The 26,475-nt window shown below is 74.4% G+C and carries 27 protein-coding genes; 9 read left to right on the top strand and 18 right to left on the bottom strand.

The annotated features are described in order from the left end of the window. Positions 1-167 precede the first annotated feature (167 nt). On the top strand, positions 168-1,070 hold the full coding sequence (locus ITJ44_RS06435) for a LysR substrate-binding domain-containing protein (protein WP_194633878.1): 903 nt from the start codon (positions 168-170) through the stop codon (positions 1,068-1,070). 60 nt (positions 1,071-1,130) lie between these two features. Here ITJ44_RS06435 and ITJ44_RS06440 read toward each other — a convergent pair whose 3' ends face one another. The 5 genes from ITJ44_RS06440 to ITJ44_RS06460 form a co-directional block, all read right to left on the bottom strand. Then, on the bottom strand, positions 1,131-2,009 hold the full coding sequence (locus tag ITJ44_RS06440; RefSeq protein WP_194633879.1) for a follicular epithelium yolk protein subunit: 879 nt from the start codon (positions 2,007-2,009) through the stop codon (positions 1,131-1,133). 263 nt (positions 2,010-2,272) lie between these two features. Next, entirely contained in the window at positions 2,273-3,115 is an 843-nt protein-coding gene (locus ITJ44_RS06445) for a copper resistance CopC family protein (RefSeq protein ID WP_194633880.1), read from the bottom strand. Then, positions 3,112-3,876 (bottom strand): YcnI family protein, encoded by a 765-nt coding sequence (locus tag ITJ44_RS06450; protein ID WP_194633881.1) that lies wholly within the window; start codon positions 3,874-3,876, stop codon positions 3,112-3,114. Before ITJ44_RS06450 ends, ITJ44_RS06445 begins: the two co-directional genes overlap by 4 nt. 170 nt (positions 3,877-4,046) lie before the next feature. After that, positions 4,047-4,706 (bottom strand): hypothetical protein, encoded by a 660-nt coding sequence (locus ITJ44_RS06455; RefSeq protein ID WP_194633882.1) that lies wholly within the window; start codon positions 4,704-4,706, stop codon positions 4,047-4,049. Between the two features lie 71 nt (positions 4,707-4,777). Continuing rightward, complete coding sequence (locus ITJ44_RS06460; RefSeq protein WP_194633883.1) at positions 4,778-6,343, bottom strand: glycoside hydrolase family 68 protein; 1,566 nt, start codon at positions 6,341-6,343, stop codon at positions 4,778-4,780. A 254-nt stretch (positions 6,344-6,597) separates the two neighbouring features. Between ITJ44_RS06460 and ITJ44_RS06465 the strand changes: the two genes are divergently transcribed. After that, complete coding sequence (locus tag ITJ44_RS06465; RefSeq protein WP_194633884.1) at positions 6,598-8,238, top strand: glycoside hydrolase family 32 protein; 1,641 nt, start codon at positions 6,598-6,600, stop codon at positions 8,236-8,238. Positions 8,239-8,293: 55 nt separating this feature from the next. On the opposite strand, the gene ITJ44_RS06470 is transcribed toward ITJ44_RS06465, so the two are convergent. From ITJ44_RS06470 to ITJ44_RS06480, 3 genes are all read right to left on the bottom strand, one after another. Then, positions 8,294-8,755, bottom strand: a complete 462-nt coding sequence (locus tag ITJ44_RS06470) for a MarR family winged helix-turn-helix transcriptional regulator (RefSeq protein WP_194633885.1) — start codon at positions 8,753-8,755, stop codon at positions 8,294-8,296. 66 nt (positions 8,756-8,821) lie between these two features. Then, a complete protein-coding gene (locus ITJ44_RS06475; protein WP_194633886.1) occupies positions 8,822-9,289 on the bottom strand; it encodes a VOC family protein in 468 nt (155 codons plus the stop codon). 98 nt (positions 9,290-9,387) lie between these two features. Beyond that, the gene (locus ITJ44_RS06480) at positions 9,388-10,341 is read right to left on the bottom strand and encodes an aldose 1-epimerase family protein (protein WP_194633887.1); all 954 of its coding nucleotides are present in this window, start codon (positions 10,339-10,341) and stop codon (positions 9,388-9,390) included. A gap of 75 nt (positions 10,342-10,416) precedes the next feature. On the opposite strand from ITJ44_RS06480, the gene ITJ44_RS06485 reads away from it, so the two are divergent. After that, positions 10,417-11,217 carry a thioredoxin domain-containing protein gene (locus ITJ44_RS06485; protein ID WP_194633888.1) on the top strand — a complete coding sequence of 267 codons (801 nt, stop codon included), beginning with the start codon at positions 10,417-10,419 and terminating at the stop codon, positions 11,215-11,217. Positions 11,218-11,282: 65 nt separating this feature from the next. On the opposite strand, the gene ITJ44_RS06490 is transcribed toward ITJ44_RS06485, so the two are convergent. Further along, positions 11,283-12,248 (bottom strand): DNA-3-methyladenine glycosylase, encoded by a 966-nt coding sequence (locus ITJ44_RS06490; protein ID WP_194633889.1) that lies wholly within the window; start codon positions 12,246-12,248, stop codon positions 11,283-11,285. Positions 12,249-12,313: 65 nt separating this feature from the next. Between ITJ44_RS06490 and ITJ44_RS06495 the strand changes: the two genes are divergently transcribed. Then, the gene (locus tag ITJ44_RS06495; RefSeq protein ID WP_194633890.1) at positions 12,314-12,814 is read left to right on the top strand and encodes a pyridoxamine 5'-phosphate oxidase family protein; all 501 of its coding nucleotides are present in this window, start codon (positions 12,314-12,316) and stop codon (positions 12,812-12,814) included. 10 nt (positions 12,815-12,824) lie between these two features. Here the strand turns inward: ITJ44_RS06495 and ITJ44_RS06500 are convergent, their stop codons facing one another. Further along, the gene (locus ITJ44_RS06500) at positions 12,825-13,532 is read right to left on the bottom strand and encodes a nucleoside/nucleotide kinase family protein (protein ID WP_194633891.1); all 708 of its coding nucleotides are present in this window, start codon (positions 13,530-13,532) and stop codon (positions 12,825-12,827) included. 38 nt (positions 13,533-13,570) lie between these two features. Between ITJ44_RS06500 and ITJ44_RS06505 the strand changes: the two genes are divergently transcribed. The 5 genes from ITJ44_RS06505 (at position 13,571) to ITJ44_RS06525 (ending at position 17,809) form a co-directional block, all read left to right on the top strand. Beyond that, the gene (locus ITJ44_RS06505; RefSeq protein WP_194633892.1) at positions 13,571-14,596 is read left to right on the top strand and encodes a 6-phosphofructokinase; all 1,026 of its coding nucleotides are present in this window, start codon (positions 13,571-13,573) and stop codon (positions 14,594-14,596) included. A gap of 59 nt (positions 14,597-14,655) precedes the next feature. Further along, positions 14,656-15,681, top strand: coding sequence for an MDR family oxidoreductase (locus tag ITJ44_RS06510; protein WP_194633893.1), 1,026 nt, complete (start codon positions 14,656-14,658; stop codon positions 15,679-15,681). A gap of 92 nt (positions 15,682-15,773) precedes the next feature. Continuing rightward, complete coding sequence (locus ITJ44_RS06515) at positions 15,774-16,166, top strand: DUF1304 domain-containing protein (protein ID WP_194633894.1); 393 nt, start codon at positions 15,774-15,776, stop codon at positions 16,164-16,166. A 78-nt stretch (positions 16,167-16,244) separates the two neighbouring features. Further along, a complete protein-coding gene (locus ITJ44_RS06520; RefSeq protein ID WP_194633895.1) occupies positions 16,245-16,904 on the top strand; it encodes a heme oxygenase (biliverdin-producing) in 660 nt (219 codons plus the stop codon). 83 nt (positions 16,905-16,987) lie between these two features. After that, a complete protein-coding gene (locus ITJ44_RS06525; protein WP_194633896.1) occupies positions 16,988-17,809 on the top strand; it encodes a DNA/RNA non-specific endonuclease in 822 nt (273 codons plus the stop codon). A gap of 19 nt (positions 17,810-17,828) precedes the next feature. Here ITJ44_RS06525 and ITJ44_RS06530 read toward each other — a convergent pair whose 3' ends face one another. The 8 genes from ITJ44_RS06530 to mptB all read right to left on the bottom strand — a co-directional run bounded on the left by ITJ44_RS06530 (position 17,829) and on the right by mptB (position 26,459). Further along, positions 17,829-19,196, bottom strand: a complete 1,368-nt coding sequence (locus ITJ44_RS06530) for a glutamate-1-semialdehyde 2,1-aminomutase (RefSeq protein WP_194633897.1) — start codon at positions 19,194-19,196, stop codon at positions 17,829-17,831. A gap of 86 nt (positions 19,197-19,282) precedes the next feature. Continuing rightward, complete coding sequence (gene hemB, locus ITJ44_RS06535; RefSeq protein ID WP_194633898.1) at positions 19,283-20,263, bottom strand: porphobilinogen synthase; 981 nt, start codon at positions 20,261-20,263, stop codon at positions 19,283-19,285. After that, positions 20,260-21,099 carry a uroporphyrinogen-III synthase gene (locus ITJ44_RS06540; RefSeq protein ID WP_194633899.1) on the bottom strand — a complete coding sequence of 280 codons (840 nt, stop codon included), beginning with the start codon at positions 21,097-21,099 and terminating at the stop codon, positions 20,260-20,262. Before ITJ44_RS06540 ends, hemB begins: the two co-directional genes overlap by 4 nt. Next, complete coding sequence (hemC, locus tag ITJ44_RS06545; RefSeq protein WP_194633900.1) at positions 21,096-22,082, bottom strand: hydroxymethylbilane synthase; 987 nt, start codon at positions 22,080-22,082, stop codon at positions 21,096-21,098. The genes ITJ44_RS06540 and hemC overlap by 4 nt, the downstream gene beginning before the upstream one ends. Continuing rightward, complete coding sequence (locus tag ITJ44_RS06550) at positions 22,079-23,329, bottom strand: ferrochelatase (RefSeq protein ID WP_194633901.1); 1,251 nt, start codon at positions 23,327-23,329, stop codon at positions 22,079-22,081. Before ITJ44_RS06550 ends, hemC begins: the two co-directional genes overlap by 4 nt. Next, on the bottom strand, positions 23,329-24,099 hold the full coding sequence (hemQ, locus tag ITJ44_RS06555; RefSeq protein WP_228494507.1) for a hydrogen peroxide-dependent heme synthase: 771 nt from the start codon (positions 24,097-24,099) through the stop codon (positions 23,329-23,331). Before hemQ ends, ITJ44_RS06550 begins: the two co-directional genes overlap by 1 nt. 70 nt (positions 24,100-24,169) lie before the next feature. Continuing rightward, positions 24,170-24,733, bottom strand: coding sequence for a TIGR03086 family metal-binding protein (locus ITJ44_RS06560; protein WP_194633903.1), 564 nt, complete (start codon positions 24,731-24,733; stop codon positions 24,170-24,172). An 88-nt stretch (positions 24,734-24,821) separates the two neighbouring features. After that, positions 24,822-26,459: a polyprenol phosphomannose-dependent alpha 1,6 mannosyltransferase MptB gene (gene mptB, locus ITJ44_RS06565; protein WP_194634100.1), complete on the bottom strand. Its 1,638-nt coding sequence runs from the start codon at positions 26,457-26,459 to the stop codon at positions 24,822-24,824. Positions 26,460-26,475 lie beyond the last annotated feature (16 nt).

Here is a 26,475-nt window from a genome sequence, read left to right on the forward strand (position 1 = left end):
GGAACCTCTTCGTCTCGGGTGGGCCTCGGCCCCGTCGTCGGCCGCGCTGCGGGCGCGTCCTCCCAGTGTGCGACCATGCTCTCATCGGATGCGCTGAACGTTTCCGATGATCATCGTGCGGCCCTGCCGATGATTCCACGCTCGCCTGAGATCCCGGGGAGGCGCACGTGCTCGAGATGCGTCGGCTGCGGCTCCTGCGCGAGCTCAAGCTCCGCGGCACGATCGGCGCGGTCGCCGACGCGCTCTCGTTCAGCCCGTCGTCGGTGTCGGAGCAGCTGTCGCAGCTGGAGCGCGAGGCGGGCGTGACGCTGCTGCGGCGGGTCGGCCGGAGGGTCGTGCTCACGCCGCAGGCGGAGATCCTCGTGGAGCACACGACCGCGCTGCTCGAGCGGCTGGAGCGCGCCGAGACCGAGGTGAACGCGTCGCTCGCGAACGTTTCCGGCACCATCCGCGTGGCCGCGTTCCAGTCGGCGCTGCTCGCGCTCGTGCCGCCCGCGCTCACGATCCTCCGCGACGACTACCCGGACCTGCGGGTCGAGATCACGATGCGCGAGCCCGAGTCGGGACTCCACGACGTGTGGGCGCGCGACCACGACCTCGTCATCGCCGAGCAGTACCCGGCGCACGCGGCGCCGCGGCCCGCCGATCTCGACCGCGAGGAGCTGTGCGTGGATCCGCTCCGCCTCGGCCTCCCGCCCGGCCGCGACGACGTGCGCTCGATCTCCGACGCGCGCCGCCTGCCGTGGGTCATGGAGCCCGCGGGCACGGCGTCCCGCCACTTCGCCGAGCAGGTGTGCCGCGTCGCGGGCTTCGAGCCGGACGTCCGGTACGTGACGGCCGACCTGCAGGCGCACATCGACCTCGTGCGCGGCGGGCACGCCGCATCCGTGCTGCCCGACCTCGTGTGGGCCGGGCGCGAGCCCGACGTGCGCCTGATCGGCCTCCCCGGCTCGCCGCGGCGCACGGTGTTCACGTCGTCGCGCGTGGGGAGCCTCGACCGGCCGGGGATCCGCGCCTGCCGCGACGCCCTGGCCCGCGCGGTCGAGGTGATGGGGCCGGGCTCCCGCTGATCCGCCTGCGCGGGCGGACGACGACGGGCCCGGATCCGCAGGGATCCGGGCCCGTGCTGCTCAATCCCCCGCGAGCCCAGGGCGAGCAGCGGACGAGAAGAGCAACGCCCCCGCCTCACCCGAGGCCGTGTCGTCCTCGAGTGTCACCACCGAGGACGAGTAGTACGAGATGTCCATGGTCTCCGTGTAGTCGAACGACGTCGGCTTCTTCGCGGCCTCGAGGACGGAGTTGATGTCGAGAGCCCAGAAGTGGTGCCCCTGGTATGTGTCGCCGTAGTTGATGGCGGTCATGCCGGTCAGATAGGCCCGGTAGCCGATGCTGACGGAGAGCGCACCGAGCGTGGCGCTCAGAACAGCCTTCTTGTGCTGCCCCGGCTGGAGCAGGACCGACACCGAAGTCGACGAGCCCAATGTCACCGCCAGCGACTCGGTGTCCTGCTTTCCCCAATCGTGGGTGTACGACAGCGAGGTCTCGCCTCCGACGTCCGTGCCGAGGAAGCCGATCTTGTAGGTGATCTTCTGCCCCACCGTGACCGAATCGGTCGACGAGACCGCCGATGACGCCGTGTCGGTCTTGGAGTCCTGGATCACTGCGGAGAACGTCGCGGGCTCGGAGCTCGGGTTGTTGAACTCGACGTTCTTGACGAGAGAATCCGTGATCTTGAGGCCTAGGACCGTTGCGCTGACCGGGACGAGCGTGACCTGCACCTGCGGCCACCCGTACGTGCGATAGAGGTCGTTCCACGGCGTCGGGCTGCAGAGGTAGGCGTCGTCCGGCGCCTTGCCGAAGTACGCCGCGACAGCGGACTTCAGGTCGCCATCTGTGAGGCCGAACTGCGCCGCCTGAGCGGGCGTGATGACGGCCTGCACCGATCCGGTCGCCTGGACGGTCGACTGCGCCTCGGTGACCCCAGCGGTGACGAGCACTTGGATGGACATTGATTCCCCCTGATCCTCGTCGAGCCGTGGGACGGCGGCCCGGAAGCGACCCGACGTGGACCAGTAGATCCGCGAATGCCGTGACGGACAACGACCCCCGTGCGGTACCTACCGGCCTCAGCACTGGGTTCTCCGCGTAGCGCGGCCCGATGGGCCGCGTACCGTCACGCGGGGATGACCCCGTCGCGGGGGCTCGCCGCCGCGGGGACGAGGTGGGCACGAGGACGAGAGCCCGCGTGCCCACCTCGATGGCCCAGCCGCGATCAGACCCCCGAGGCGCCCGGCCCTCCATCGCTGTCGAGATCGGAGGAGGGGTGCCCCGTCGCAGCCGCCCCGGCCGGCTTCCGCCGCCCGGTCACCACGATGAGCACCACGGCTGCTGCCGCGAGCACGACGATCCCGATGCCCACGCCGACGATGACGCCGAGGTAGGGTGCGAGGCCCTGCTCCTGCCCGGCCGCGGTGCCCGGGTCGGCGGCGGACGGGTTCGACCCGCCGGACGAGGCGGCGCCGGATCCGGCGGCCCCCTCCTCGGCGGCCGCGCAGCCCGGGCCGGCGGGCGTGCCCGCGGAGGGCGTCGCGCCGTCGGGGGCCTGGTACGTGAACGCGATCGAGTCGGAGACGGGGTGCCCGTCCGCCGAGACGACGCGCCACGTGACCGTGTACTGCCCGGATCCGCCGAGCGCGACCGGCACCGAGACGGTGCGCCCGGAGTTCACGGCGCAGCCGGTCTCGAAGTGCGTGCCCTGCGCGTCCGGTCCCGTCACCTGCACGATGGACGACCCGCCCGCGCCGGATGCGCCGCCGGTCGCGGCGTCGCCGCCGGCGCCGGCCGCCGTGCCGAGGTCGAGGATGACGTCGTTGAAGGTCAGCGCGACCTCCGACGGCGGCGCGTCGACGGTGGATCCGGCCGCCGGCGAGCTCGACACGAGGTAGTCGTGCGCGGACGCCGACAGCGCGCCGTCGGGCCCGCTCCCCTGCGCCAGTCCGGCGAGCGCGAACGCGCCCGTCGCGAGCGCGGCGCCGGCGACCGCCGCGGCGAGCCGCCGACGTCGCGAGGCCGACGGGCGCCCGACGCGGGCCGTGATGCGCTCGCCGGGCGTCACGCCTGGCCGCCGCCCTCGCGGCGCACGCGGGTGAGGGCGAAGACCGCGACCACGAGGGCCACCGCGCCGAGGGCGAGGCCGCCCACGCCGAGGCCGACCGCGACCGCGCTGCTCGTGGAGCCGGCGTCGGAGGACGCCGTCGTGACGGTCGCGTCGGGCGCCGCGGTGGTGGTCATCGCGCTCATGGAGTCGGCGGGCGGGGCGTCGTCCACGTAGAGCGTCGGCGCGGGGTGCTCCGGCTCCTCGCCGGAGGCCGGGGTGGCCTGGTCCCAGTCGACGATGGATCCGTCGGAGTAGCCCTGGTGCGCGGGCAGCATGATGCTGCCGGTGTCGGGCACGGGACCGACGGAGACCGTGAAGCGCTGGAACTCGCCGGCCGTCAGGCCCACGCCGTCGTCGGCGGTCCAGGTGACCTCGATGGGCGCGTCCGTGATGGTCGCGTCGTCCGTCTTCACCGGGGTGTCGAGCTTCTCGGTCGTGACCTTCGCGGTCCAGCCGGGCACGGGCTCGGTGGAGAGGCTCGAGAACGGGGTGTCCTTGGGCAGGTCGACGGTGACGCTCGTGGTCGTCGCGGTCGCGGACTCGGTGGGGACCTTGAAGGTCAGCGTGCTGTAGCTGCCGGCGGCCGCCTGATCGGGCGAGACGCGCACGTGGGCGGAGGCCGCGAGCGGCACGGCGACGGCGAGCGCGACGCCGCCGACGAGCGCGGTGGCCGAGCGGAGGATCCGGCGACGGGGGGCGGAGGGGGATGAGGTGGTCATTGCTGGTGTCCTGTTCCGGGCCGCGCAGGGGCGGCCCCGGGAGCGGACGCGGCGGGGCCGGCGTCCGGTGCGGGAGAGAGGGGGCGGGCGATGCGGGGCATCGCGTCCGCGGCGCGAGCGGGCTCGCGCGATGGGCCGGGATCCGCGGTCCGCGGGATCCGGCCGGCGCGTCAGGCGGCGGCGAGCGCGCGCGCGCGCGGCGGGCCGCGGTGCCGGAGGCGGCCGAGGCGCGCGCAGCGGTCGCGCAGCGCGAGCGGCGCGCGGGCGACCCGGGCGAGCGCCGTGGTGCGGCGCCCCTCGGGCCGGAGGAAGGGGATCGCGAGCGCGCGCACCACGCCGAGCGCGGAGGCAGCGACGAGCGCGCGGATGGCAGCCTCGCCATGCCGCAGCGCGAGGACGGTGACGATCAGCGCGCCGCCGTGCGAGAGCAGCATGACGGGGTCGAGCGCGCCCGACGCGCCCATGGCGCCCGCGCCGGCCGGGTCCAGGCCGGGGAGCGCGAGGGGCGTCGTGCCGTGCCCCATGCCCGCGTGCGGATCCGCCGCGACGACCTGCCCGGTCGCGCCGCCCGCCGCCGTGAACAGGCCGTGGAAGAGGAGCTGGCTGACGCCCACCGCGGCGACGAGGCGCCACAGTGCCGTGCGCCGGCCGGCGAGCGCGATGGCCGCGAGCGACGCGAGCGCCAGCCCGAACGCCACGACGCCCCACGACGGAGCGGCCCCGCCGCCGGCCTCGTGGAAGAGGGCGGCCACGAACGTGGCGGTGGTGGATGCGGCGAGCCCCCGGATCACGCGCAGGACGCGCGGAGGGATCGGGGACGGGACAGGCATCGAGGGAAGTGTAGAGGAGCGGCCCGGGAGGGCGCGGCGACGGCGGGAGGCCGCCGCCGCCGCGCCCGGCCCTACTGCGGCGGGTGCGCCGGGTCGTAGACCCGGGTGGTCGGGATGTCGGCGTACCCGCCGAGCCCCCCGTCCCCGTAGCCCCGGTCGAGCTCCGAGGTGTCGCCGTCGAAGTCGAGCTTCACGGTCGGCCCGAGCGTCCCGCCGCGGCGGAAGGACTCCTTCGTGCCGACGGCGTCGATGAACGACTCCACCAGCCCGCCCGGCAGGATGTAGCTCGAGTACGCCTGGAACGCGCCCGGCGTCTGGTTGTAGTCGGGGGCGTACGCGGTGCCGCCCGCGTAGTTGAGGTTCGTCGGGTTGACGAGCACCATTCCGGATCCGCCGTTCATGGGCTTGTAGTCGCTCCGCAGGCCGTTCCCCACGAAGCCGTAGACGCCCTCGGGCCCGTCGAGGCCCGTCGCGAAGGTCGACCGGTGGCTGATCGTGAACAGGTAGTGCTTGCCGTTCTCGATCACCACCTCGGGCCGCTCGGTCTGGTCGGTCACGCAGGCGGACTCGAGCAGCGGATCCAGGTAGTGCCACTTCGTGAGGTCCGCGTCGTCCGCGACCGCCAAGCCGATGGACGCCATCTGGTAGTTCGCGCCGCTCGCCGTCACCTCCTTCGGGTCCTCGGCCGCCGGATCCCCCTTCCGGTAGCCGAGGTCGGTGGCGTCGCACTCCTGCTCGCCGCGCTTCCCCGCGACGTTGGCCTCGAACACCATGTACGTCTTGCCGGGATGCTCCGGATCCGTGAACGTGAACGGGTCGCGGAAGTTGGTGGACCAGTTCTGCTCGTTGGTCTGGTACCTCTGCCCGTCGGGGCGCAGGAGCGGCGTCACCGTCTCGAAGCCGGCGGTCTTGACCGCGCCGTCGACCTTCTCGATGCGCCCCTGGCTGAGCGAGATCACCGGGTCGGCGGGCTTCACGTCCTGCCCCTTGTCGTCGCGGTAGAACGCCACGTCGGTGAAGAAGAGCTTGACCGTGCCGTCGGCCATGATCCGCGCGGAGCCCGACCACTCGGCCTGCTGCGAGAACGACTGGTCGGGGAAGATCCCGTCCGTGACCCCGTCCTCGAACACGTTCCCCTGGTAGGTCCAGCCGCCGTTCTCGGGCCGCTGCTCCGTCGGGATCCCGGTGGGCCGCGTGAAGTAGCCGATCTTGGCGTACGTGTGCCGGTCGTCGAACGACAGGGTGCGCGGGGCGGTGAGCGCGAAGATCACGTCATAGCCGTCGACGCTGTAGGTCTGGCCCGACGCGTCCGTGAGCGGCCAGGTGTCCCAGACGTACACCTGGTCGGTCATCGTCGGGAAGTCCTGCGGCACCTGGGGCATCGTGAGCGCCTCGGGCATGGAGTTCTGCCGGGGCGGCGCGGTCGGGTCGGACAGCTTCGCGATCTGCTTGGCGTCCGCCCGGGTCCAGTGGGCCGTGAAGTCGTCCTCCGGCGCGTACGCCTCCTGGGTGTGGACGGCGGGCCGAGGCGGCGTCGTGCCCGCGGCCTGGGCGGATCCGCCGGCGAGCAGCGCGGACGCCACCACCAGGGTCGCCGCAGCGGACGCGGACAGCCCGCGTCTGATTCTCTTGGTCACCTGTTCTCACTCTCGTTCTCGTATCGACAAGACCGATCGCGACGCGCGGTGCACGCTCCCCCGGACGGCGAGCCTAGGGGCGGAGGCGCCCCCGGACGGGGTCGGCGACCGATCCCGGGCGTGTCTCCCGGGAGGGGTGGACGCGACCCCGTCGAGCCGGTACCGTCGCTGGTCGGTCGTGCGGCGGTGCATGCTCTCCCGCTCCGCTCCGCCACCCGTCTGCCCCGATCGCCCACCGCGAGGAGACCGACGAGATGACCGCTCCCCCGTCGCGCCCGCCTGCCGCCGGCGTCGCGTCACGACGGCGCGACCGCATCCGCTCGCTGGCCCGCCGGCACCGCCGCGCCCTCCTCGCCGGCGTCGCGATCCTCCTGGTCGCCGCCCTCGTCGTCGCCGTGCGCGGCATCACGGGCGCCGACCGCGGGCCGGTCGCGCCCCCGCCGCCCGCGCCCCGGGCCGCCGCCGACGGCATCCACATCCGCCCGTCGGGCGAGTTCATGAACGACCCGCAGCGCCCCTTCCTGCTCGACGGCGTCTGGCACGCCTACGCGCTCGTCAACGTCGACCACCCGGGCGGCAACGGATCCGCGTGGCGCCACTACACGTCCGCCGACCTGGTCACGTGGCACGACGAGGGCATCGCCGTCGACAAGTACGACACCCCGCTCGGCGACGCGGAGACCGGCAGCGTCGTGGTCGACACCACGGACACGTCCGGCCTCGGCGCGGGCACGGTGATCGCGATCCTCACGCAGCAGTCCGACGGCGTGCAGCGGCAGTCCCTCTACTACTCCACCGACGGCGGCTACCGGTTCCAGCCCTACGCGGGCAATCCCGTCCTGGACAACCCGGGCGGCCCCGACTTCCGCGACCCGAAGGTGGTGTGGGACGGCGAGCACGGCAGGTGGAGCATGGCGCTCGCGGAGGGCCGCCGCGTCGGCTTCTACACGTCGCCCGACCTCATCCACTGGACCTACCGCTCCGACTTCGCGCGCGACGACCTCGGCACGCTCGAGACCCCGGATGTCTTCCCCATCGCCAGCGCGGACGCTCCGGGCCGCGTCCGCTGGGTCCTCGGCGTCGGCGCGAACGGCGCGGGCCAGGGCCGCGGCACGGGGTACGCGTACTGGGTCGGCGACTTCGACGGCGAGCGCTTCACGACCGAGGACGACGCGCCCCGCTGGCTCGACCAGGGCGCCGACCTCTACGCGGGTGTCACCTGGGCGGATCCGACCGACGGCGCCACGCCCACCCGCCGCTACGCGATGGGCTGGACGAGCAGCTGGGACTACGCGGACCGCCTGCCGCTGCGGGACGGCGGCGCGGGCGGCGGCCAGTCGCTGGTGCGCGAGCTGCGGCTGGTGGCCGACGGCGCGGGGTGGGCGCTGCGCTCGGCACCCCTCGACGCCCTCGCCGCCCGCGAGGGCGATGCCCGGGACATCCCGGACGCGCGCGTCGACGCCGCGACCCGGCTCGGGGACGCGCCGCGCGGCCCCTCGCGCCTCCGCCTGACGCTCACGCCCGACCCCGCGGATCCCGCGCGCGAGGCCCGCGTGCGCCTCGCCTCGCCCGAGGGCGGCACCGTCACGGTCGGCTACGACGCGGCCAGGCGCCAGGCGTTCGTCGTGCGCGACGACGACCCGGACGGGATCATGCCCGACGCCTACGACCGGCCCGCGACCGCGCCGCTGCCCGACGCGGCGCCGGCGGATCCGGTGACCCTGGACCTCGTCCTCGACGACCGCACGCTGGAGGCCTTCGTCGACGGCGACGCGGCCGTCCTGACGACCGCGACGGTCGGCACGCTCGACGGCGCGGGCCTCTCCGTGGAGGGCGTGGACGGCACGACGCGCGTGACCGACGCGAGCTGGGCGCCGTTCGACGTCGGGCGCTGATCACGGGCGGAGCCGATGCGGGCGCGCTCGCGGTGGCGATGCGGCCGCAGCCGGATCAGGCCGCGGCCTCGTCCTCCGCGAGCGCGCCCGTGAGCCGCCCCACCACGTCGTCGAGCGCGTCGCGGAGCGCCTCGAGCTCGGCGACGGTCATGCCGGTGCGCGCCGCGGCCCGCGCGGGCACGTCCAGCGCACGCCCGCGGAGCTCACGGCCGGCGTCCGTGAGGGAGACCACGACGACGCGCTCGTCCACGGTGCTCCTGGCCCGGTCGACGAACCCGGCGCCCTGGAGCCGCTTGAGCAGCGGGGTGATCGTCGCCGGCTCGAGCTGCAGGGTGGATCCGAGGTCCGAGACCGAGCGGTCGTCCCGCTCCCAGAGCGCCAGCATCACGAGGTACTGCGTGTGCGTGAGGCCGAGCGGCTCGAGGATCGGCCGGTAGACGGCCACCACGGTGCGGGCGGCGACCACCGCCTGGAAGCAGACCTGGCTCTCGAGCGCCAGCGGATCCGTCGTCGTCATCGCGTCCTCCTCGGCCGGTGCGGTGCGCGGTTCGGCACTAGGGGAAATTGTAGGCGCGCGCGCGGATCAGCCCGCGGCGACGAGCTCCACGTTGATGTCGTCGGGGTCCTGCACGGAGAGGATCGACATGCCCGTGGGGAAGTCCATGACCTCGCCGTGGGCGATGCCGCGCTCCTCGAACAGCGCGGCCGCGCGCACGAGGTCGTCGCGCGACCCCACCTGGAGGCTCACGTGGTCGAGCCCGCGGGACGCGGGGTCGATCGCGGCGCCGTCGCCTGCGGCCCCGCCGTCGGAGATGGGGCGGAGGCCGAACAGCTGCGAGCCGACGCCGTAGATGACGCCGCCGAAGTACTGCGCGGGATCCTCGCGCACGGCCGCGTCGCCCGGGTCGCCCTCGCTCACGATGGCGGGGGTGAGGCCCAGCACGCCCTCGTAGAAGGCGCGCGAGCGGCCCAGGTCGGTCACGGAGATGCGCACGTGGTGCACGCCCGTGATGCTGTCCAGGGGAGCGGTGGTCGTGGTGTCGTCGGTCATGCTCCGACGCTAGGACGGTCGGCGCCCGGCGTCCGGGGCCGCTTCGGTTTCCGACCACGGGCTCCCGCTGGAGCCCCGACGGGGCGGCCTCCCGCGGGTCAGTCGTGCAGGTCGATGCCCCAGGTGCCGGACCACTCGGATCCGGGGGCGAGCGTGATCAGCCCGTCGCCCGAGTTGAACGCGTCGGCCGGCGCCGTCATCGGCTCGACCGCGACGGCCCACACGTGGCCGTCGGCGACGGGGTACCACGGCGTGACGAAGACCTGCCAGTAGGTGAACTCGCCGTCGGCCCAGATCTCGGTGCGCCGGCCGTCGGGCGCCTGCACGCCGTGGCGGGTGACGCCGTCGACCACGCGGGCGTCGGCCCACGCGTCGTCGAGCTGGGCGTCGCGGACGCGCACGCCCTGGCGCAGGTCGAACCGCGTGCCGTCGACCGGCGCCTGGACGCCCGTGGGGTTCAGGCGCACGGGATCCACCTCGATGTGGGTGGGCGCGTCGACGACGACCTCGAGGTCCTCGGTGGGCACGTCCCCCACGCGGAGGAAGGGGTGCGTTCCGACGGCGACGGGGGCGTCAGCCGACCCGACGTTGCGGATCACGTGCGTGACGCGGACTCCCTGGCCGGTGAGCTCGTAGCGCACGCTCGTCTCGAGGGCGAAGGGGTAGCCGCGCTGGGGGTGGACGTCGGCGGCGAGCGTCACGGAGACGTCGTCGCGCTCCACGAGGCGGTACGGCGCGTGCTGGAGCAGCCCGTGGATCGCGTTCTCGCGGTCGACCTCGGTGATGTCGAGCTGGTGGGTGACGCCGTCCTGCTCCCAGATGCCGTCGCGGATCCGGTTGGGCCAGGGCGCGAGCACGACGCCGCTGCAGAAGGGGGGCCGCGCCTGGTCCGGGTAGGACTGGACGAGGTCGGTGCCGTCGACCTGGAGCACGCGGAGCGCGGCGCCGACCTCGGCGACGACGATCCGCTGGGTGCGGCCGTCCACCTCCGCGAGGAGCTCGTGCTGCTGGCCGGTGGGGAGGCGGGGTACGTACGTCACGTCGTCGGGCACGCGCCGAGCCTATCCATACGCGCCACTGTGGCGCCTCCCAGGGCCCGGGTCACGCGGATCCCTAGGATCATCGGCATGGCCCGGCATGAGAACGAGAAGGTACGCGCGATCCGCGAGAAGGCACGCATCGAGAGGGCCCTCGACGACCGGCGCCGCAAGCGCCGCCGCCTCATCGCCCAGTTCTCCGTCGCGGGCGGCCTCGTCATCGTCATCGCCGCCATCGCCGGCGGCGTCTACCTCCTCGGGCAGTCCCAGTCGGCGAGCGCCGCGGGACCCTCGCAGGACACGACCGCGGCGCTGTCCACGGGCGACCAGGTGCGCATCGCGACCGAGCCCACCGGCGTGAGCGTCGGCGCGGCGGACGCCCCCGTGACCATGGACGTGTTCGAGGACTACTCGTGCCCCCACTGCGCGCAGTACGAGGCCGAGACCGGCCCGCTGCTCGACAGGATCGCCGCCACGGGCCAGGTGCGCATCGTCTACCACCCCATCCAGATCGTCACGAAGTACGGGGTGGTCGCGGGCAGCGCCGCCGCGTGCGTGCTCGCGGAGGAGCCCGACAAGTGGCCGGCCGTGCACTCGGCCCTGTTCGACAACCACTCGACGATCACGGACTCGTGGACCCACGCCGACTTCGTCACCTGGCTCACCTCGCAGGGCGTCACGGCGGACGCGGCGCGCACGTGCGTGGCCGAGGGGAAGTACTCGTCGTGGATCACGAGCAACACCTCCGACGCGACCTCGGCGGGCGTCACGGGCACCCCGACCCTGAGGGTCCAGGGCGACATCATCACCACCGTCGCCGGCCAGGACCTCGTGGACGCGCTCACGAAGGCCGGCGCGGACCTGCCCCAGGGCATCGCCGCCGACAGCTGATCCGGCGGCCAGTGGCCGGCGGCCGGCGGCCGGCGTCCCGGCGGCGCGAGACCGCGGCCCGGCGCTCAGTGGGCGCGGTGGTCCTGCACCGTCATGCGCGGGCCGAAGCGCGGCTTCCGGAACCCGCTCGACTCGATGAGCCGCATCACCCGCTGACGGTGGCCGCGCCACGGCTCCAGCAGGTCGAGCATCCCGTCGTCGTCGACCGCGTGGCCCGCGAGCGCCCACCCGACCATGTCGTGCACGTGGTAGTCGCCCACGCTCACCGAGTCCGGATCCCCGTGGGCGCGCTGCGTGGTCTCCGCCGCCGTCCAGATCCCGACCCCCGGGATCGACCGCAGCCGCCGGGTGATCTCGTCGCTCCCCCGCCCGAGCGCGAGCGTGCGCTCGAGGTCCGCCGCCGAGGTCGCGACGGCGATGAGCGTGCGCGACCGCTTCGGATCCACGCCCGCGCGGTGCCACTCCCACGACGGGATGAGGCGCCACCGCTCGGGCGACGGCAGCACGCGCATGCCCGGCGGCACGGGTCCGGGCGCGGGCTCGCCGTGCGCGAGGACCAGCTGCCGCCACGCCCGCCTGGCCTCGAGCCCGGTGACCTTCTGCTCGAGCACCGCGGACGCCATCGCCTCGAACACGTGGTTCGTGCGCATCAGCCGGAGCGCGGGCAGGCGGCGGCGCGCGTCGCGGAGGAGCGGGTGGGCGGAGACGTCGAGGTCGGACCAGTCGTCGCCCTCGCCGAGGAGCTCCGGCACGCCGGCGATCGCCCACTCGGCGCCGGGTCCCCAGGCGCGCGCCTCGACGCCTCCGTCGGCGCGCGGATCCAGGCGGAGCGACGCGTTCCCGAGCGGCGTCCTGGCGGTGCGCCAGACGCCGACGCGGCGGGAGCCGGGCGGGGCGGCATCCCAGCGGCAGGTGGGATCCACGACGCCGCGGAACAGCGGACGCAGGAGCAGCCGGAGGTCGACCTCGCGATCGGGGAGGTAGGCGGTGCGCGCGTCGGGGGCCGTCGCCTCCACGCCGCCCTGGTCCATCCCCTCAGGGTACGCACGGCCGCCGACCCTCTCCGGCCGGGCCCGGCGCGCGTAGCGTCGGCCGCATGACCGACACCACGAACGACCACCAGGACGACCGCGAGCGCGTCGCCGAGCTCGTGAAGAGCGCCCGCATCGCGCTGCTCACCACCGTCAACGCGCACGGCCAGCTCGTGAGCCGCCCGCTCGCCAGCCAGGAGCGCGACTTCGACGGCGACCTCTGGTTCTTCACGCAGGACCCGAGCGACAAGACCGCCGAGATCCGCGCGAACGACCAGGTGAACGTGTCGCTGCAGTCCGGCGACGGGTTCCTCTCCATCGCGGGCACGGCCGAGGTCACCCGCGACCGCGCGCGCATCGACGAGCTGTGGTCGACGGGCGCCGAGGCGTGGTTCGAGGACGGCAAGGACGACCCGACGGTCGCGCTGATCCGCGTGCACGCCGACGCCGCCGAGTACTGGTACCAGGACACCCCGAAGCCGATCGCGCTCATCAAGTACGCCAAGGCCGCGATCACGGGCGAGCGCCCGAAGGACGTCGGCGAGCACGGGACCGTCGAGCTCTGACCCGTCCCCGCTAGCCGGCGGACGCCTCCGGTACGCCCGGGGCCGTGCCCGCCACGACGAGGTCGGCGCGGCCGCGGGTCCCCTCGATGAGCGCCGCGTTCGCGCCGTCCACCTCGCGGGCCCAGGCCTCCGCCGCGTCGGGCGCCCGGCCGCCCGTCGTGTGCCGGTCCACCAGGCGCGCGAACCGCTCGTCGCCCGGCGTCGCGCAGAACCACGCCTCGTCGACCTCCGCGCGGAGCTGGGCCCACGGGTCCTCGTCGACGAGCAGGTAGTTGCCCTCGATCACGACGAGGCGCGCGTCCGCCTCGACCGCGACCGCGCCGGTGACGCCCTCGTCGACGGCGCGGTCGAAGGACGGCGCGTACACGGCGTGGCCGGTCTCCGTGCGGAGGCGCCGCACCAGGGCGAGCACGCCCCAGCCGTCGAACGTGTCGATCGCGCCCTTGCGGTCGTGGCGGCCCAGCCGGTCGAGCGTCGCGTTGGCGAGGTGGAAGCCGTCCATGGGCACGTACGCGGCCGTGCCGTCGCCGGCCAGCGCGTCCACCCGCGCGACGAGGGCCCGCGCGAGGGTCGTCTTGCCGGCGCCGGGGCTGCCCGCGAGGGCGAGGATCGCGCGGCCGTCGTCGCGCACGAGCCCGAGGGCGCGGCGCGCGAGCGCGTCGAGGTCGTCGACGGGGCGAGGGGAGGGGTGCGGGCGCGCGGCCGGCTCGATGTCCATCCGCCCAGTCTCGCGGGACCGTGCCCCATGATGGACGTGTGCGCATCGGAATCCTCACCTCAGGCGGAGACTGCCCCGGACTCAACGCGGTCATCCGCGGGGCCGTGCTCAAGGGAACGACCATCCACAAGCAGGAGTTCGTGGGCTTCCGCGACGGCTGGCGGGGGGTCGTCGACGGCGACGTCATGCCGCTCGCGCGCCGCGACATCCAGGGCATCGGCAAGCAGGGCGGCACGATCCTCGGCACCAGCCGCACGAACCCGTTCGAGGGCGACGGCGGGCTGGAGCGGATCCAGGAGAACCTCGACCGCCTCGGCATCGACGCGATCCTCGCCATCGGCGGCGAGGGCACGCTCGCGGCCGCGAAGCGCCTCACCGACGCGGGCCTGAAGATCGTCGGCGTCCCCAAGACCGTCGACAACGACCTCGACGCCACCGACTACACGTTCGGCTTCGACACCGCGGTGCAGATCGCGACCGACGCCATGGACCGCCTCCGCACCACGGGCGACTCGCACAGCCGCTGCATGGTGGCCGAGGTCATGGGCCGGCACGTCGGCTGGATCGCGCTGCACTCCGGCATGGCCGCGGGCGCGCACGCGATCCTCATCCCCGAGCAGAAGACGAGCATGGACGAGATCATCGCCTGGGTCCGCTCGGCCTACGACCGCGGGCGCGCGCCGCTCGTCGTCGTCGCGGAGGGCTTCGTGCCCGAGCACGCGTCGGATGCGCACGGCGAGCGCGGGCTGGACGCGTTCGGCCGCCCGCGCCTCGGCGGCATCGGCGAGCAGCTCGCGCCGATCATCGAGGAGCGCACCGGCATCGAGACCCGCGCGACGACCCTCGGCCACATCCAGCGCGGCGGCACGCCGTCGTCGTACGACCGCGTGCTCGCGACGCGCCTCGGCCTCGCCGCGGTCGACAGCGTGCGCGACGGCCACTGGGGCCGCATGGTCGCGCTCCGCGGCACCGACATCGTGCACGTCGGCTTCGAGGAGGCGCTCGGCCGCCTCAAGACCGTGCCGCAGCACCGCTACGACGAGGCCGCGATCCTCTTCGGCTGATCCCGGCGGGCGGCGGCCGTGCGTCGCGCCGGGCCGGGCCCCGGGCGTAGCGTGACGGCATGACGTACCGCGCGCTCGTGGCCGAGCAGACCGTCGCCGACGACGGCACGACAGGCATCGGGGTCGCGCTGCGCGACCTCCCCGACGATCGGGCGACGGGCGGTGCGGCCGGCCCCGGCGTCGGCGAGGTCGCGCTCGACGTCCTCTTCTCGAGCGTCAACTACAAGGACGGCATGCTGCTCGGCGGCCGCCCGGGCATCGCGCGCACGAGTCCGCTGGTGGCCGGCATCGACGCGGTCGGCACCGTCGCGGCGAGCGGATCCGACGCCGTCGCCCCCGGCGACCTCGTCGTGATGAACGGCGCCGGCCTCGGCGAGAGCCGCGACGGCGGGCTGGCCGAGCGCGTGCGCGTCCCGGCCGCATCCCTCGTGCGCGTCCCCGACGGCATCTCCGCGGTACGCGCCGCCGCCATCGGCACCGCCGGCTTCACGGCGATGCTCTCGGTGCTCGCGCTCGAGCGCGGTGGCGTGGAGCCCGGATCCGGCGACGTGCTCGTCACCGGCGCGGGCGGCGGGGTCGGATCCATCGCCGTCGCCCTCCTCGCGCGCCTCGGCCACCGCGTGGTCGCCTCGACCGGCCGCGTCGACGAGCTCGGCGACCGGCTGCGCGCGCTCGGCGCCGCCGACGTCATCGACCGCGCCGAGCTGGGCGAGCCCGGCAAGCCGCTGCAGCGCATCCGCTGGGCGGGGGCCGTCGACAGCGTCGGCAGCGCCACCCTGGCCAACGTCCTGGCGCAGACCCGATGGGGCGGCGTCGTCACGGCCGCCGGCCTCGCGCAGGGGCCGGACCTGCCGGGCACGGTCCTCCCCTTCATCCTCCGCGCCGTCACGCTCGCGGGCATCAACTCGGTCGAGGCGCCGGCCGCGCTCCGGCAAGAGGCGTGGGCGCGGCTCGCCGCCGACCTCGACCCGGCGCTCCTCGACTCCCTCACGACGACGGTGCCGCTGGACGGCGCGATCGCCGCCGGCGAGCGGATCCTCGCGGGCACGTCGAGCGGACGCGTCGTGGTGGACGTCCGCGCCTGACCGCTCGGCGCGTACCTACCACGGCACCGGCGCGACCCCCGCCCGCGCTAGCCTGGGCCCGACGCGGCACGGTGCCGCCGGAGTGAGGGATCATGACCGCTGTCGCCACCACCGGCACCATCTTCGTCGGACTCGCGGCGCTGCTGCACGCGTTCTTCTTCCTCCTCGAGAGCGTCTGGTTCGAGAAGCCGTTCGCCTGGAAGCGCTTCGGCGTCGCCGACCAGGAGAAGGCGCTCATCATCAAGCCGTGGGCGTACAACCAGGGCTTCTACAACCTCTTCCTCGCGCTCGGCGCCGGCCTCGGGCTGATCCTCTACTTCGTCGGCAACGTGCCCGCCGGCCTCACGCTCGTGCTGTTCACGACCGCGTGCATGGTGCTGGCCTCGATCATCATCGCGAGCACGGGCAAGAAGTACCTCATCCCGGCGCTCGTCCAGGGCGTGCCGCCGCTGCTCGGCCTCGTCTTCTTCGCCGCCGCCTCCTGAGGCGCGGCCGGCCGGCCCCGATCGTGACCGCCGCCCCCTTCCGCGCGAGCGGCAGATGAGGTTAGGCTCACCTACATCATGACCGTCGTCTCCCTCACCGAGGCCCTCCGCGACCGGGCACGACCGCGCGCCGAGACGCCGGACGCCGACGACTTCATGACCGCCCTCGTCACCGGACGCGGCTGCCGCGACGACTACGTCGCCCTCGTCGCCCAGCACTACTTCATCTACCGCGCCATCGAGGCCGCGACCGAGCGCATGGCGGCGGATCCCGTGGCCGCGCGCTTCATCAGCCCCCGCCTCACGCGCCTGCCCGCCATCGAGGCTGACCTCGACTTCCTCGTCGGGCCCGACTGGCGCGACGTCGTGCGGCCGCTCGCGAGCACCGCCGCGTACGTCGAGCGGATCGAGCGGGTCGCCTCGGTCTGGGTCGGCGGCTTCGTCGCGCACCACTACACGCGCTACCTCGGCGACCTGTCGGGCGGTCGGCTCCTGCGCTCGCTCCTGCAGCGCCAGTTCGGCTTCGACACCAACGGCGTCGGCCTGTACCTCTTCGCGGAGATCGCGGAGCCGCGGCGCTTCTGCGGCACCTACCGGGAGGCGCTGGACCAGGCGCCGTGGGACGACGACGAACGGGCCCGCGTCGTCGCCGAGGTCGAGCACGCGTACCGGCTCACCACGGACGTGTTCGCGGAGCTCGCCCGCGGCCGCACCGCCTCCCCCCTCCGCCGGGCTTGATCCTCCCTCCCGTCGCCCGCCGGCCCCCGAGCGTCCACCCGGCCGGCCGGTCGGGCGTCCGAGGCCGGGCATAGGCTCCGGGCATGGACGGCTACGACCTCGACTTCCTGCCCATCGCCCTCCCGCTGCCGGAGGCCCCGGCCGACGCGCGGCCCGTGCGGCTCGACTACCTGCACTTCACCGTGCTCATGGACACCGACCGGCGCCTCGCGGCCCTCACCGCCGTGAACATCGACGGCGCCCGCCTCGTCGACGTGGAGCGCTCCGACGACTGGCACCTGGATCCGCGCCTGCACGAGGAGCAGCAGTGCGGCCCCGAGCTGTACGCGCGCAACGACATCGACCGCGGGCACCTGGTGCGGCGGCGGGATCCGGTATGGGGCGACATCGCGGAGGCCGCCCGCGCGAGCGCCGACACCTTCGTCTACACGAACGCGGCCCCGCAGGCCGCGGAGTTCAACCAGTCCAAGGAGCTGTGGCTCGGCCTCGAGGACTACGTGCTCGACAACGCCGACCTCGGCGACCGGCGCATGACGGTGCTCACCGGCCCCGTCTTCTCGGATGACGACCCCGTGTACCGCGGCGTGCGGATCCCGCTCATGTTCTGGAAGATCGCGGCCTGGGTCTCGGGCGACCGGCTCGCGGCCACGGCCTACCTGCTCGACCAGGCGCCGGAGCTCGGCGACCTCGACCGCGCGACCGCGACGGCGGAGGCGCCCGAGCTCGGGCCGTACCGCACCTACCAGGTCGCCGTCGCGGAGATCGGCGCGCTCACGGGCTACGACGTGGCGCAGCTCGCCGCGGCCGACCGGCTCGGCGTGCCGGCGACGGCACGCCAGGGCACTCCGGCGGACGGCCGCGACGGCTGGGTCGAGCTGGAGCGGTTCGCGGCGATCACGCTCTGACCGTGCACGCGGGCGGCGCCTACGCGGGCGGGGTCGCCGCGGCGGCCGCGCGGGCGGCGGCCGGGAGGGCGCGGATCACGCGGTCGAGCGACGCCTCGTCCATGGCGGCCGAGACGAACCAGGCCTCGAAGACCGACGGCGGCAGGCTGACGCCCTGGTCGAGCATGGAGTGGAAGAAGGCGGGGTAGCGCCAGGTCTCCTGCGCCTGCACGGTCGCGTAGTCGGTGATCCCGTGCTCGGGCGGCGTGCCGAACGTGAAGCTGAAGAGGCTCCCGGCCCGCTGCACCGAGTAGGCGAGGCCCGCGCGGTCGAAGGCGAGCTGCACCGCGTAGATGAGGATGTCGGCGGCGATGTCGAGCGCGCGGTACACGTCGTCGTCCGCGAGGCGGAGGGTCGTGAGGCCCGCGGCGACCGCGACCGGGTTCCCGGACAGCGTGCCCGCCTGGTAGACGGGGCCGAGGGGCGCGAGGTGGTCCATCACGTCGGCCCGGCCGCCGAGCGCGGCGACGGGGAGGCCGCCGCCGATGACCTTGCCGTACGTGACGAGGTCGGGGGTCCAGGCGTCGGGGTGGTCGGCCGCGAGCCCGGCGTTGTCGAGGCCCCAGTAGCCGGCGGGGTGCACGCGGAAGCCCGTGAGCACCTCGTCGGAGATGAGGAGGGATCCGTTGTCGTGGGCGATGCGCGCGAGCTCGGCGGTGAAGCCGGGCAGCGGCGGCACGACGCCCATGTTCGCGGCGGCGGCCTCGGTGATCACGGCGGCGATGCGCGGCCCGTGCTCCGCGAAGACGGCGCGCACGGCATCGAGGTCGTTGTAGGGCACGACGACGGTCTGCGCGGCGATGGCCTCGGGGATCCCCGCGGAACCGGGCAGCGCGAGCGTGGCGACGCCGGAGCCCGCCTCGGCGAGGAGGCTGTCGGAGTGGCCGTGGTAGTGGCCGGCGAACTTCACGAGGAGGTCGCGGCCCGTGAAGCCGCGCGCGAGGCGGATCGCGGTCATGGTGGCCTCGGTGCCGGTGGACACGAGGCGGAGCTTCTCGATGGGGCGACGGTCCGGGGATCCGTCGACGCCCGCGACGCGCACGCGCTCCGTGACGAGCTCGGCGAGCTCCGTCTCCGCGGGCGTCGTCGCGCCGAAGCCGAGGCCGAGGGCGGCGGCGTCCTGCACCGCCTTCACGACCTCGGGGCGGGCGTGGCCGAGGATCGCGGGGCCCCACGAGTTGACGAGGTCGACGTACTCGACGCCGTCGGCGTCGGTCACGTAGGGGCCTGCGGCCTTCACCATCATGCGGGGCGTGCCGCCGACGGAGCCGAAGGCCCGGACGGGCGAGTTCACGCCGCCCGGGATGACGTCGCGTGCGCGGTCGAAGAGGTCCTGGGAGTGGGTCACGGTGATGTCCTTCGGTGCCGGGCGGGGAACCGCTCGGAATGCGGGCCGGATGCGGGTCCGGCGATGAGGTGGGGCGGCGGCGCGGCTCAGCGCCGGGCGAGGCGCTGGGCGAGCTCGACGGCCCAGTAGGTGAGGACCGCGTCGGCGCCGGCGCGCGTGATGCCGAGGACGCTCTCCTCGATGGCGCGCTCGCGGTCGATCCACCCGTTCTGCGCGGCGGCCTCGATCATCGCGTACTCGCCGGAGATCTGGTACGCCCACACGGGCACGCTGCTGGTCGCGGCGACGTCGGCGAGGATGTCGAGGTAGCTCATCGCGGGCTTGACCATGACGACGTCGGCGCCCTCCTCGATGTCGAGCTCCACCTCGCGCAGCGCCTCGCGGCGGTTGCCGTTGTCCATCTGGTAGGTGCGGCGGTCGCCGACCAGCTGCGAGTCGACGGCCTCGCGGAACGGCCCGTAGAAGGCGCTGGCGTACTTGGCGGCGTAGGCGAGGATCGCGACGTCGTGGTGCCCGGCGTCGTCGAGGGCCTCGCGCACGGCGGCGACCTGGCCGTCCATCATGCCGCTGAGGCCGAGCAGGTGGGATCCCGCCTCCGCCTGGGCGAGGCCCATCGCGCGGTAGCGGTCGAGGGTGCGGTCGTTGTCGACCACGCCGTGGGCGTCGAGCACGCCGCAGTGGCCGTGGTCGGTGAACTCGTCGAGGCACAGGTCGGTCTGGACGACGAGCGCGTCGCCCACCTCCTCGATCGCCACGCGCGTGGCGACGTTGAGGATCCCGTCGGGGTCGCTCGCGCCGGAGCCCTCGGCGTCGCGCACGGAGGGGACGCCGAACAGCATCACGCCGCCGATGCCCGCCTCGGCGGCCTCGACGAGCGCGCGGCGCAGGCTGTCGAGCGAGTGCTGGGAGACGCCGGGCATCGACGTGATGGGCGACGCCTCCGTGAGGCCCTCGCGCACGAACATCGGCAGCACGAGGTCGGCCGCGTGCAGGCGCGTCTCCGCCGTGAGCCGGCGCATCGCCGGGGAGGTGCGGAGGCGGCGCGGGCGGTAGTACGGGGAGGTCATTCGGTGGTGCTCCGATCGAGGAGGTCGGCGAGGCCGGTGAGCCCCGCCGTGTCGGCGCGCGGCTCCTCGTGGCGGGCGATCTCGACCAGCGACTGGATGAGCGACGCGGCCGAGCGCTCGGAGGCGACCACGTCGACGCGCACGCCGGAGCGGCGCGCGTCCTTCGCGGTGCGCGGGCCGATGCAGGCGATGAGCACGCCGTCGGGCACGTCGCCCAGCTGCTCGTGCACCTGCTCGGCGACGCTGCCCGACGTGACGAGGATGGCGCGGACGCGGCCCGAGGTCACGTCCTCGCGGATCCGGTCGCTGACGGGCACGCCGACGGTGCGGTACGCGACGACCGAGCGGACGTCGTGCCCGCGCGCGATGAGCCCGTCGGTGAGCGTCGGCTTCGCGATCTCGGAGCGGAGCGTGAGCACGCGGCGGAGCGGGGATCCGGCGGCCATCTCCGTCCACTCCTCGAGGAGCGCGGTGGCCGAGGAGTCGATGGACGGCACGAAGTCGACCGTGTAGCCCGCCGCCACGAGCGCGGCGGCCGTGGTCTCGCCGACGGCCGCGATGCGCGTGCCCTCGGGCACGACCGCGCGATGCGAGGACAGCACGTCGACCGTGGTGGCGCTCGTGACGGTGAGCCAGTCGAAGGATCCCGCGGCGAGGTCGGCGAGCGCCGACTCGAGCGCCTGCGCGTCCTGCGTCGCGGCGAAGTTGATCATGGGCGCGACGACGGGCGTGGCGCCCTGCGCGCGGAGGTCGTACGCGACCCCGTCGCCCCACGGTCCGCCGCGGGGCACGAGCACGCGCCAGCCCTTCAGGGGCTTCTGGTCTGTCGAGGTCATCGGGTCCCTCCCAGCGGCGCGAGATCGGCCGCTCCGGCGTCGAGGAGCTCGCGGGACACGGGCCCCGAGAGCGCGGAGGCGGATGCGCCCAGCTGGGCGAGGTCGAGCCCCGCGGTGTCGAGCTCGTGGCTCGCGGCCATGCGCTGCGTGCCGTCGGGTCGGTAGACCACGGCGGTGAGGGCGAGGCGGGCGCTCGTGACGGTGGCCCAGGCGCCGATGGGCGCCGCGCACCCGGCCTCGAGCGCGGCGAGCACGCCGCGCTCCGCGAGGACGGCGGCGTGGGTGAACGGGTCATCGACGGCCTCCACGGCGCGGCCGACGACCGAGTGCGTCTCGGCGTCCTCCGTGCGGATCTCGAGGGCCAGCGCGCCCTGTCCGGGGGCGGTGGGCCAGCGGTCGAGCTCGAGGTGCTCGGTGGCGGCGTCGATGCGGTCGATGCGCTCGAGGCCCGCGGCGGCGAGCACCACGGCGTCGAGGTCGCCCGCCGTCACGCGGGAGAGCCGCGTGTCGATGTTGCCGCGGATGTCGACCACGTCGAGGTCCGGGCGCTCGGCGAGGATCTGCGCGCGACGGCGCGGGGATCCGGTGCCGACGCGGGCACCGCGCGGCAGGGTCGCGAGCGTGAGGCCGTCGCGCGCGCAGAGCACGTCGCGCGGATCCTCCCGCGCCGGCACCGACGCGACGGTCAGTCCCGCGTAGGGCGCGGTCGGCAGGTCCTTGAGCGAGTGGACCACGAGGTCGCACTCGCCGCGGAGGAGCGACTCCCGGAGCGCGCTGGCGAACACGCCCGTGCCGCCGAGGCTCGACAGGGACTCGCGCGACGTGTCGCCGTGCGTGGTCACGGGCACGAGCTCGACCTCGAGTCCCGACGCGTCGGTGATCTCCGCGGCGATCGCCCGCGTCTGGGCCAGGGCGAGCGCGCTCCCCCGGGTCCCGATGCGGAGCGTCGTCGCCGGAGCCGACGTCGTGGGACCGTCCGTCACGGTGCCAGCCCGGAGACGGCGGGCTTGAAGCCCAGCCGCACGTTCTCGCAGCAGCCCGGGCGGCACACGTCGTACCAGGGTCCGAGGTCGGTCATGTGGGGGCGGTCGGCCGCCTTCACGCCGTCGCGGCGCTCCAGCACGAGGTCGATGAGGCCGTCCACGTACGCGGCGTGCACGCCCGGCGTGGGCACGCGCACCGAGTAGAGGCCGTTCTCGGCGGCGGACTCGGTGGCCTCGTTGTCGAGGTCCCACTTGACCTCCATGTGGTCGCTCACGAAGCCGAGCGGCACGATCACGACGGCGCGGCGGCCCTGGGCGGGCAGCTCGCCGATGGCGTCGTTCACGTCGGGCTCGAGCCACGGCATGGACGGCGGGCCGGAGCGCGACTGGTAGACGAGCTGCCACGGCACGTCCTGGTCGATGCCGAGCTCCTTCCGCACCTCGTGCATGACGACCTCGGCGACGGCGAGGTGCTGCGCCGCGTACGCGCCGTCCTCGTCGAAGCCGCGCTCGGCGGGGCCGGACTTGGAGGCGTCCGACGACGGGATGGAGTGCGTGGAGAACAGGATCTCGACGTCCGTCGCGAGGTCGACGGGCGCGCCCTCGGCCTCGAAGTGGGCGACGACGTCGCGGATCCCGTCGCGCGTGCCCTCGATGAACGGCGTGACGAAGCCCGGGTGGTCGAAGAATTGGCGCACCTTGTCGATGCGCACGACGCCCTGCAGCTGCGTGTCCTCCAGCGCGTCCGCGAAGTCCTCGCGGTACTGGCGGCACGAGGAGTACGAGCTGTACGCGCTCGTGGCGACGGCGATGAGCTGGCGGTAGCCCTTCTCCTCGGCCTCGCGGAGCGCGTCGTTGAGGTACGGACCCCAGTTGCGGTTGCCCCACAGCACGGGCAGGTCGATGCCGCGCTCGGCGAGGCGCGCCTGGAGGGCGGCCTTCAGCTCGCGGTTCTGCTCGTTGATGGGGCTGATGCCGCCGAAGGCCCGGTAGTGGTGGGCGACCTCCTCGAGGCGCTCCTCGGGGATCCCGCGACCCGCGGTGACGTTGCGGAGGAACGGGATGACGTCGTCCTGGCCCTCGGGCCCGCCGAAGGAGGCGAGCAGGATGGCGTCGTAGGCGACGGGCTCCTCGACGTGCGCGGGGCCCATCTTCGCGGCCTCGCTCGCGGCGGAGACGAGGGCTCCGGGGGCGCGCGGGGCGTCGGTGGCGGGGGCGGGCTTGCGACCCAGGTTCACTGCGGCCATTACTGGAGGACCTCCACGAGCTCGGCGGTGGTGATGCGGCGGCCCGTGTAGAACGGGACCTCCTCGCGCACATGACGGCGCGCGTCCGTGTTGCGCAGGTCGCGCATCATGTCGACCAGGTCGACGAGCTCGTTCGACTCGAGCGGGAGGATCCACTCGTAGTCGCCGAGGCCGAACGACGAGACCGTGTTGGCGACGACGCTGCGGAAGGCCGCGCCCTGGCGGCCGTGCTGGGCGAGCATGCGCCCGCGCTCCTCGGGCGGCAGCAGGTACCACTCGTAGGAGCGCACGAAGGGGTAGACGCAGAGCCAGTCGCGCGGCTCCTCGCCCCGGAGGAAGCCGGGCACGTGGCTGCGGTTGAACTCGGCATCGCGGTGGACGCCCGCGGCGCTCCACGAGGGGATGAGCGCGCGGATGAGGCGCGCGCGGCGGATCTCGCGGAAGGCCCACTGGAGGGTCTCCATCTGGGGGCCGTGGATCCAGACCATGAGGTCGGCGTCCGCGCGCATGCCCGAGACGTCGTAGAACCCGCGGACGGTGACGCCCTCGGCCTCGACGATGTGGACGATGCCGTCGAGCTCGTCGACGGCGCCCGGGACCTCGCGGCCGTCGAGGTCGTCGGGGCGGGCGGGATCGCGGCGGAGGACCGCCCAGAGGGCGTAGCCGCTGGGGGATGCCTCGGGGGTGGACCCGTCGTCAGGACGGGCCTCTCCGGGGGACTCGATCGGGGGGACCTGAGATGCCGCCGACTCGGCAGCCGGGATGCTCATGATCTCCATGGTACGTCGCGCGGGGACCCCGCCCATGCATCGGGCGGACGGCCGTCAGATCATTCGCGGCCTACCGGGCGTCGCGGCCCGTCAGCGCGAGCAGCCGGACCTGCAGGGGCGCGTCCTCGGCGACCGGCACGGGCGACGCGAAGAGGCCACTGGCCTCCAGCGTGTCCTTCTGCGGGGCGAAGACCGTCCACGTGGCGCGCACCAGCTCGTCGTCGATGCGCTCGTCGACGCCGACCGCGCGCGCGAGGTCCCAGCCGTGGATCACCACGTCGGACAGCTGCTCGCGGAGGTACTCCCGGGCGGGGACGCGGTCGGTCGACAGCAGCACGGGCCGCTCCGGGTCGACGCCCTCCCACGCCGCGAGCGCCTCGCGGGAGTAGCGGCCCCACTCGGCCACGAGGTCGTCGTCGAGGTCGCGGATGAGCGGCTGGCCGGTCTCCGTCGTGTGGCCGGCGAGGAGGAGCGGCACCCACTGCTGCTCCTCGATGACGTGCGCCACGAGCTCGCGCACGTCCCACTCCACGTCGGGCGTCGGCGCCGTCCAGTCGGTGACGGCGGCGAGGCGGTCGGCGAAGCCGCCGTGGGCCCGGCGGATCAGGTCGTGCCAGTCGAGGTCGGTGTCCATGGTCGAGCTCCCGTCGGTGGTGTCACCGGGGAACGTCCGCGGCGTCCGCGCGCATTCCCGCGGGGTGCTCCCGTCGACGCGCCGGGCGTCAGGCCGGGGGCTGCCGGGCGGCGGAGAACTGGTGGCGGGGCGCCCGGAGCGCCCGGAACGGATCGGTCCCCGCGAGCCCCTGCAACCCCGGCGCGAGCACGCCGAGGATCCCGACGACCGCCACGACGACGACCAGCACCCGCGGCCAGCCGGAGGCGACGGAGTGCACGACGGCCATGGGCTCCAGCAGGTTGACGCCGACGAGGAACACGGTCGCCGAGACCGCGAGCGACATGGCGGCGCCGTCGGCGATGCCGACCACGGCGAGGATCACGAGCACCCACAGGCCGTACCAGGGGTACACGACGGGCGACATGGCGACGATGCAGACGAACGCCAGCGCGAGGCGGGCCTCGCCGGAGAGCGTGCGGGTCGTGAGGATGCACCAGGCGGCGCCCGCGAAGCCGAGCAGGATGCCCGCGGTCTTGATCCCGCCCTCGACCGCGCCGCCCGGCCCGCCGAGCGCCTCGACCAGCGGCCCGAATGCGCCCGCGGCCACGCCGAACGGCATGAACCAGGAGACGACGGAGACGGGGCTCGACAGCGCGGAGATCCAGCCGAGGCCGACGCCGAGCAGCTGGCCGCCGAGCGCGAGGAGGCCCATGGCGGCGATGCCGGACGCGGTCCACGCCGCCCAGACCCGCGGGTCGCGCGTGGGCGGTCGGAGGCCGACGACGCCGCCCGCCGACCCGTCGACGGCGACGCCCTCCGGCGCCCGGTCGTCGACGCGACGGGCGCGCATCTCGGCGTGCACGATGGCGACGATGGGCAGGGCGAGGAGCGCGATGGGCTTGACCGCCACCGCGCACGTCACGAGCAGCACGCCGAGCACGGGCCGGGAGTCGATGGCGGCGAGGAGGCCCGCCACCAGGAGCCCCATCATCAGCGCGTCGTTGTGCGCGGCCACCACGAAGTTGAAGGTCACGAGCGGGCTGGCGGCGAGGAACCACGCCGTGCGCACGGGGTCGATGCGGCGACGGCGCGCGATGCGCAGGCCGCACACGACCATCAGGACCACGCCCGCGACGGCCACGCCGCGGGCTGCCAGGACCGCGACCTCGACGCCGAGGGCGTCGTCGATCGCGCCGACGACGCGCTCGATCGCGAGGAACAGCGGGCCGTAGGGGGCGGGGTTGTGCGCCCACAGCGGGTCGACGCCCGTGCTCCGCCAGTCGGGCAGCACCGCGGGCCCGTGCTCGTACGGCGAGAGGCCGGCGCCGAGCACGCGCCCCTGCGCGATGTACGAGTAGATGTCACGGCTGAACAGCGGCGCGCTGAACAGGAGCGGGGCCGTCCAGATCGCGGCGAGCCGGAGCGTGGCACGGAGGCCCGCCTGGCCGAGCCGCGGGAGCAGAGCACCGAGGAGGAGCCACGCGGAGACGAGCATCACGCCGCCCACCACGACCCCGATGGACGCGATGCTCGTCGCGAGGGGCGAGACGCGGAGGGCGCCGATCACGGGCGTCCGCGACAGCTCCGACTCGGCCGGCGCATGGCCGACCACGAACGAGGCCAGGAGGACGAGCAGCGAGCCGCCGAGCCCGACGAGCCCCGGCAGCAGCAGCGGGTGCGCGCCCAGGGACCCCGGCTCACGCGCCTCGCGGCGGCGCAGGCGGGCGGATCCCCCCTCGGCCATCACGGACCCCCGACCG

Origin of the sequence: Clavibacter sp. VKM Ac-2873, from assembly GCF_015351075.1 — a bacterium.
Classification (GTDB): Bacteria; Actinomycetota; Actinomycetes; order Actinomycetales; family Microbacteriaceae; genus Clavibacter.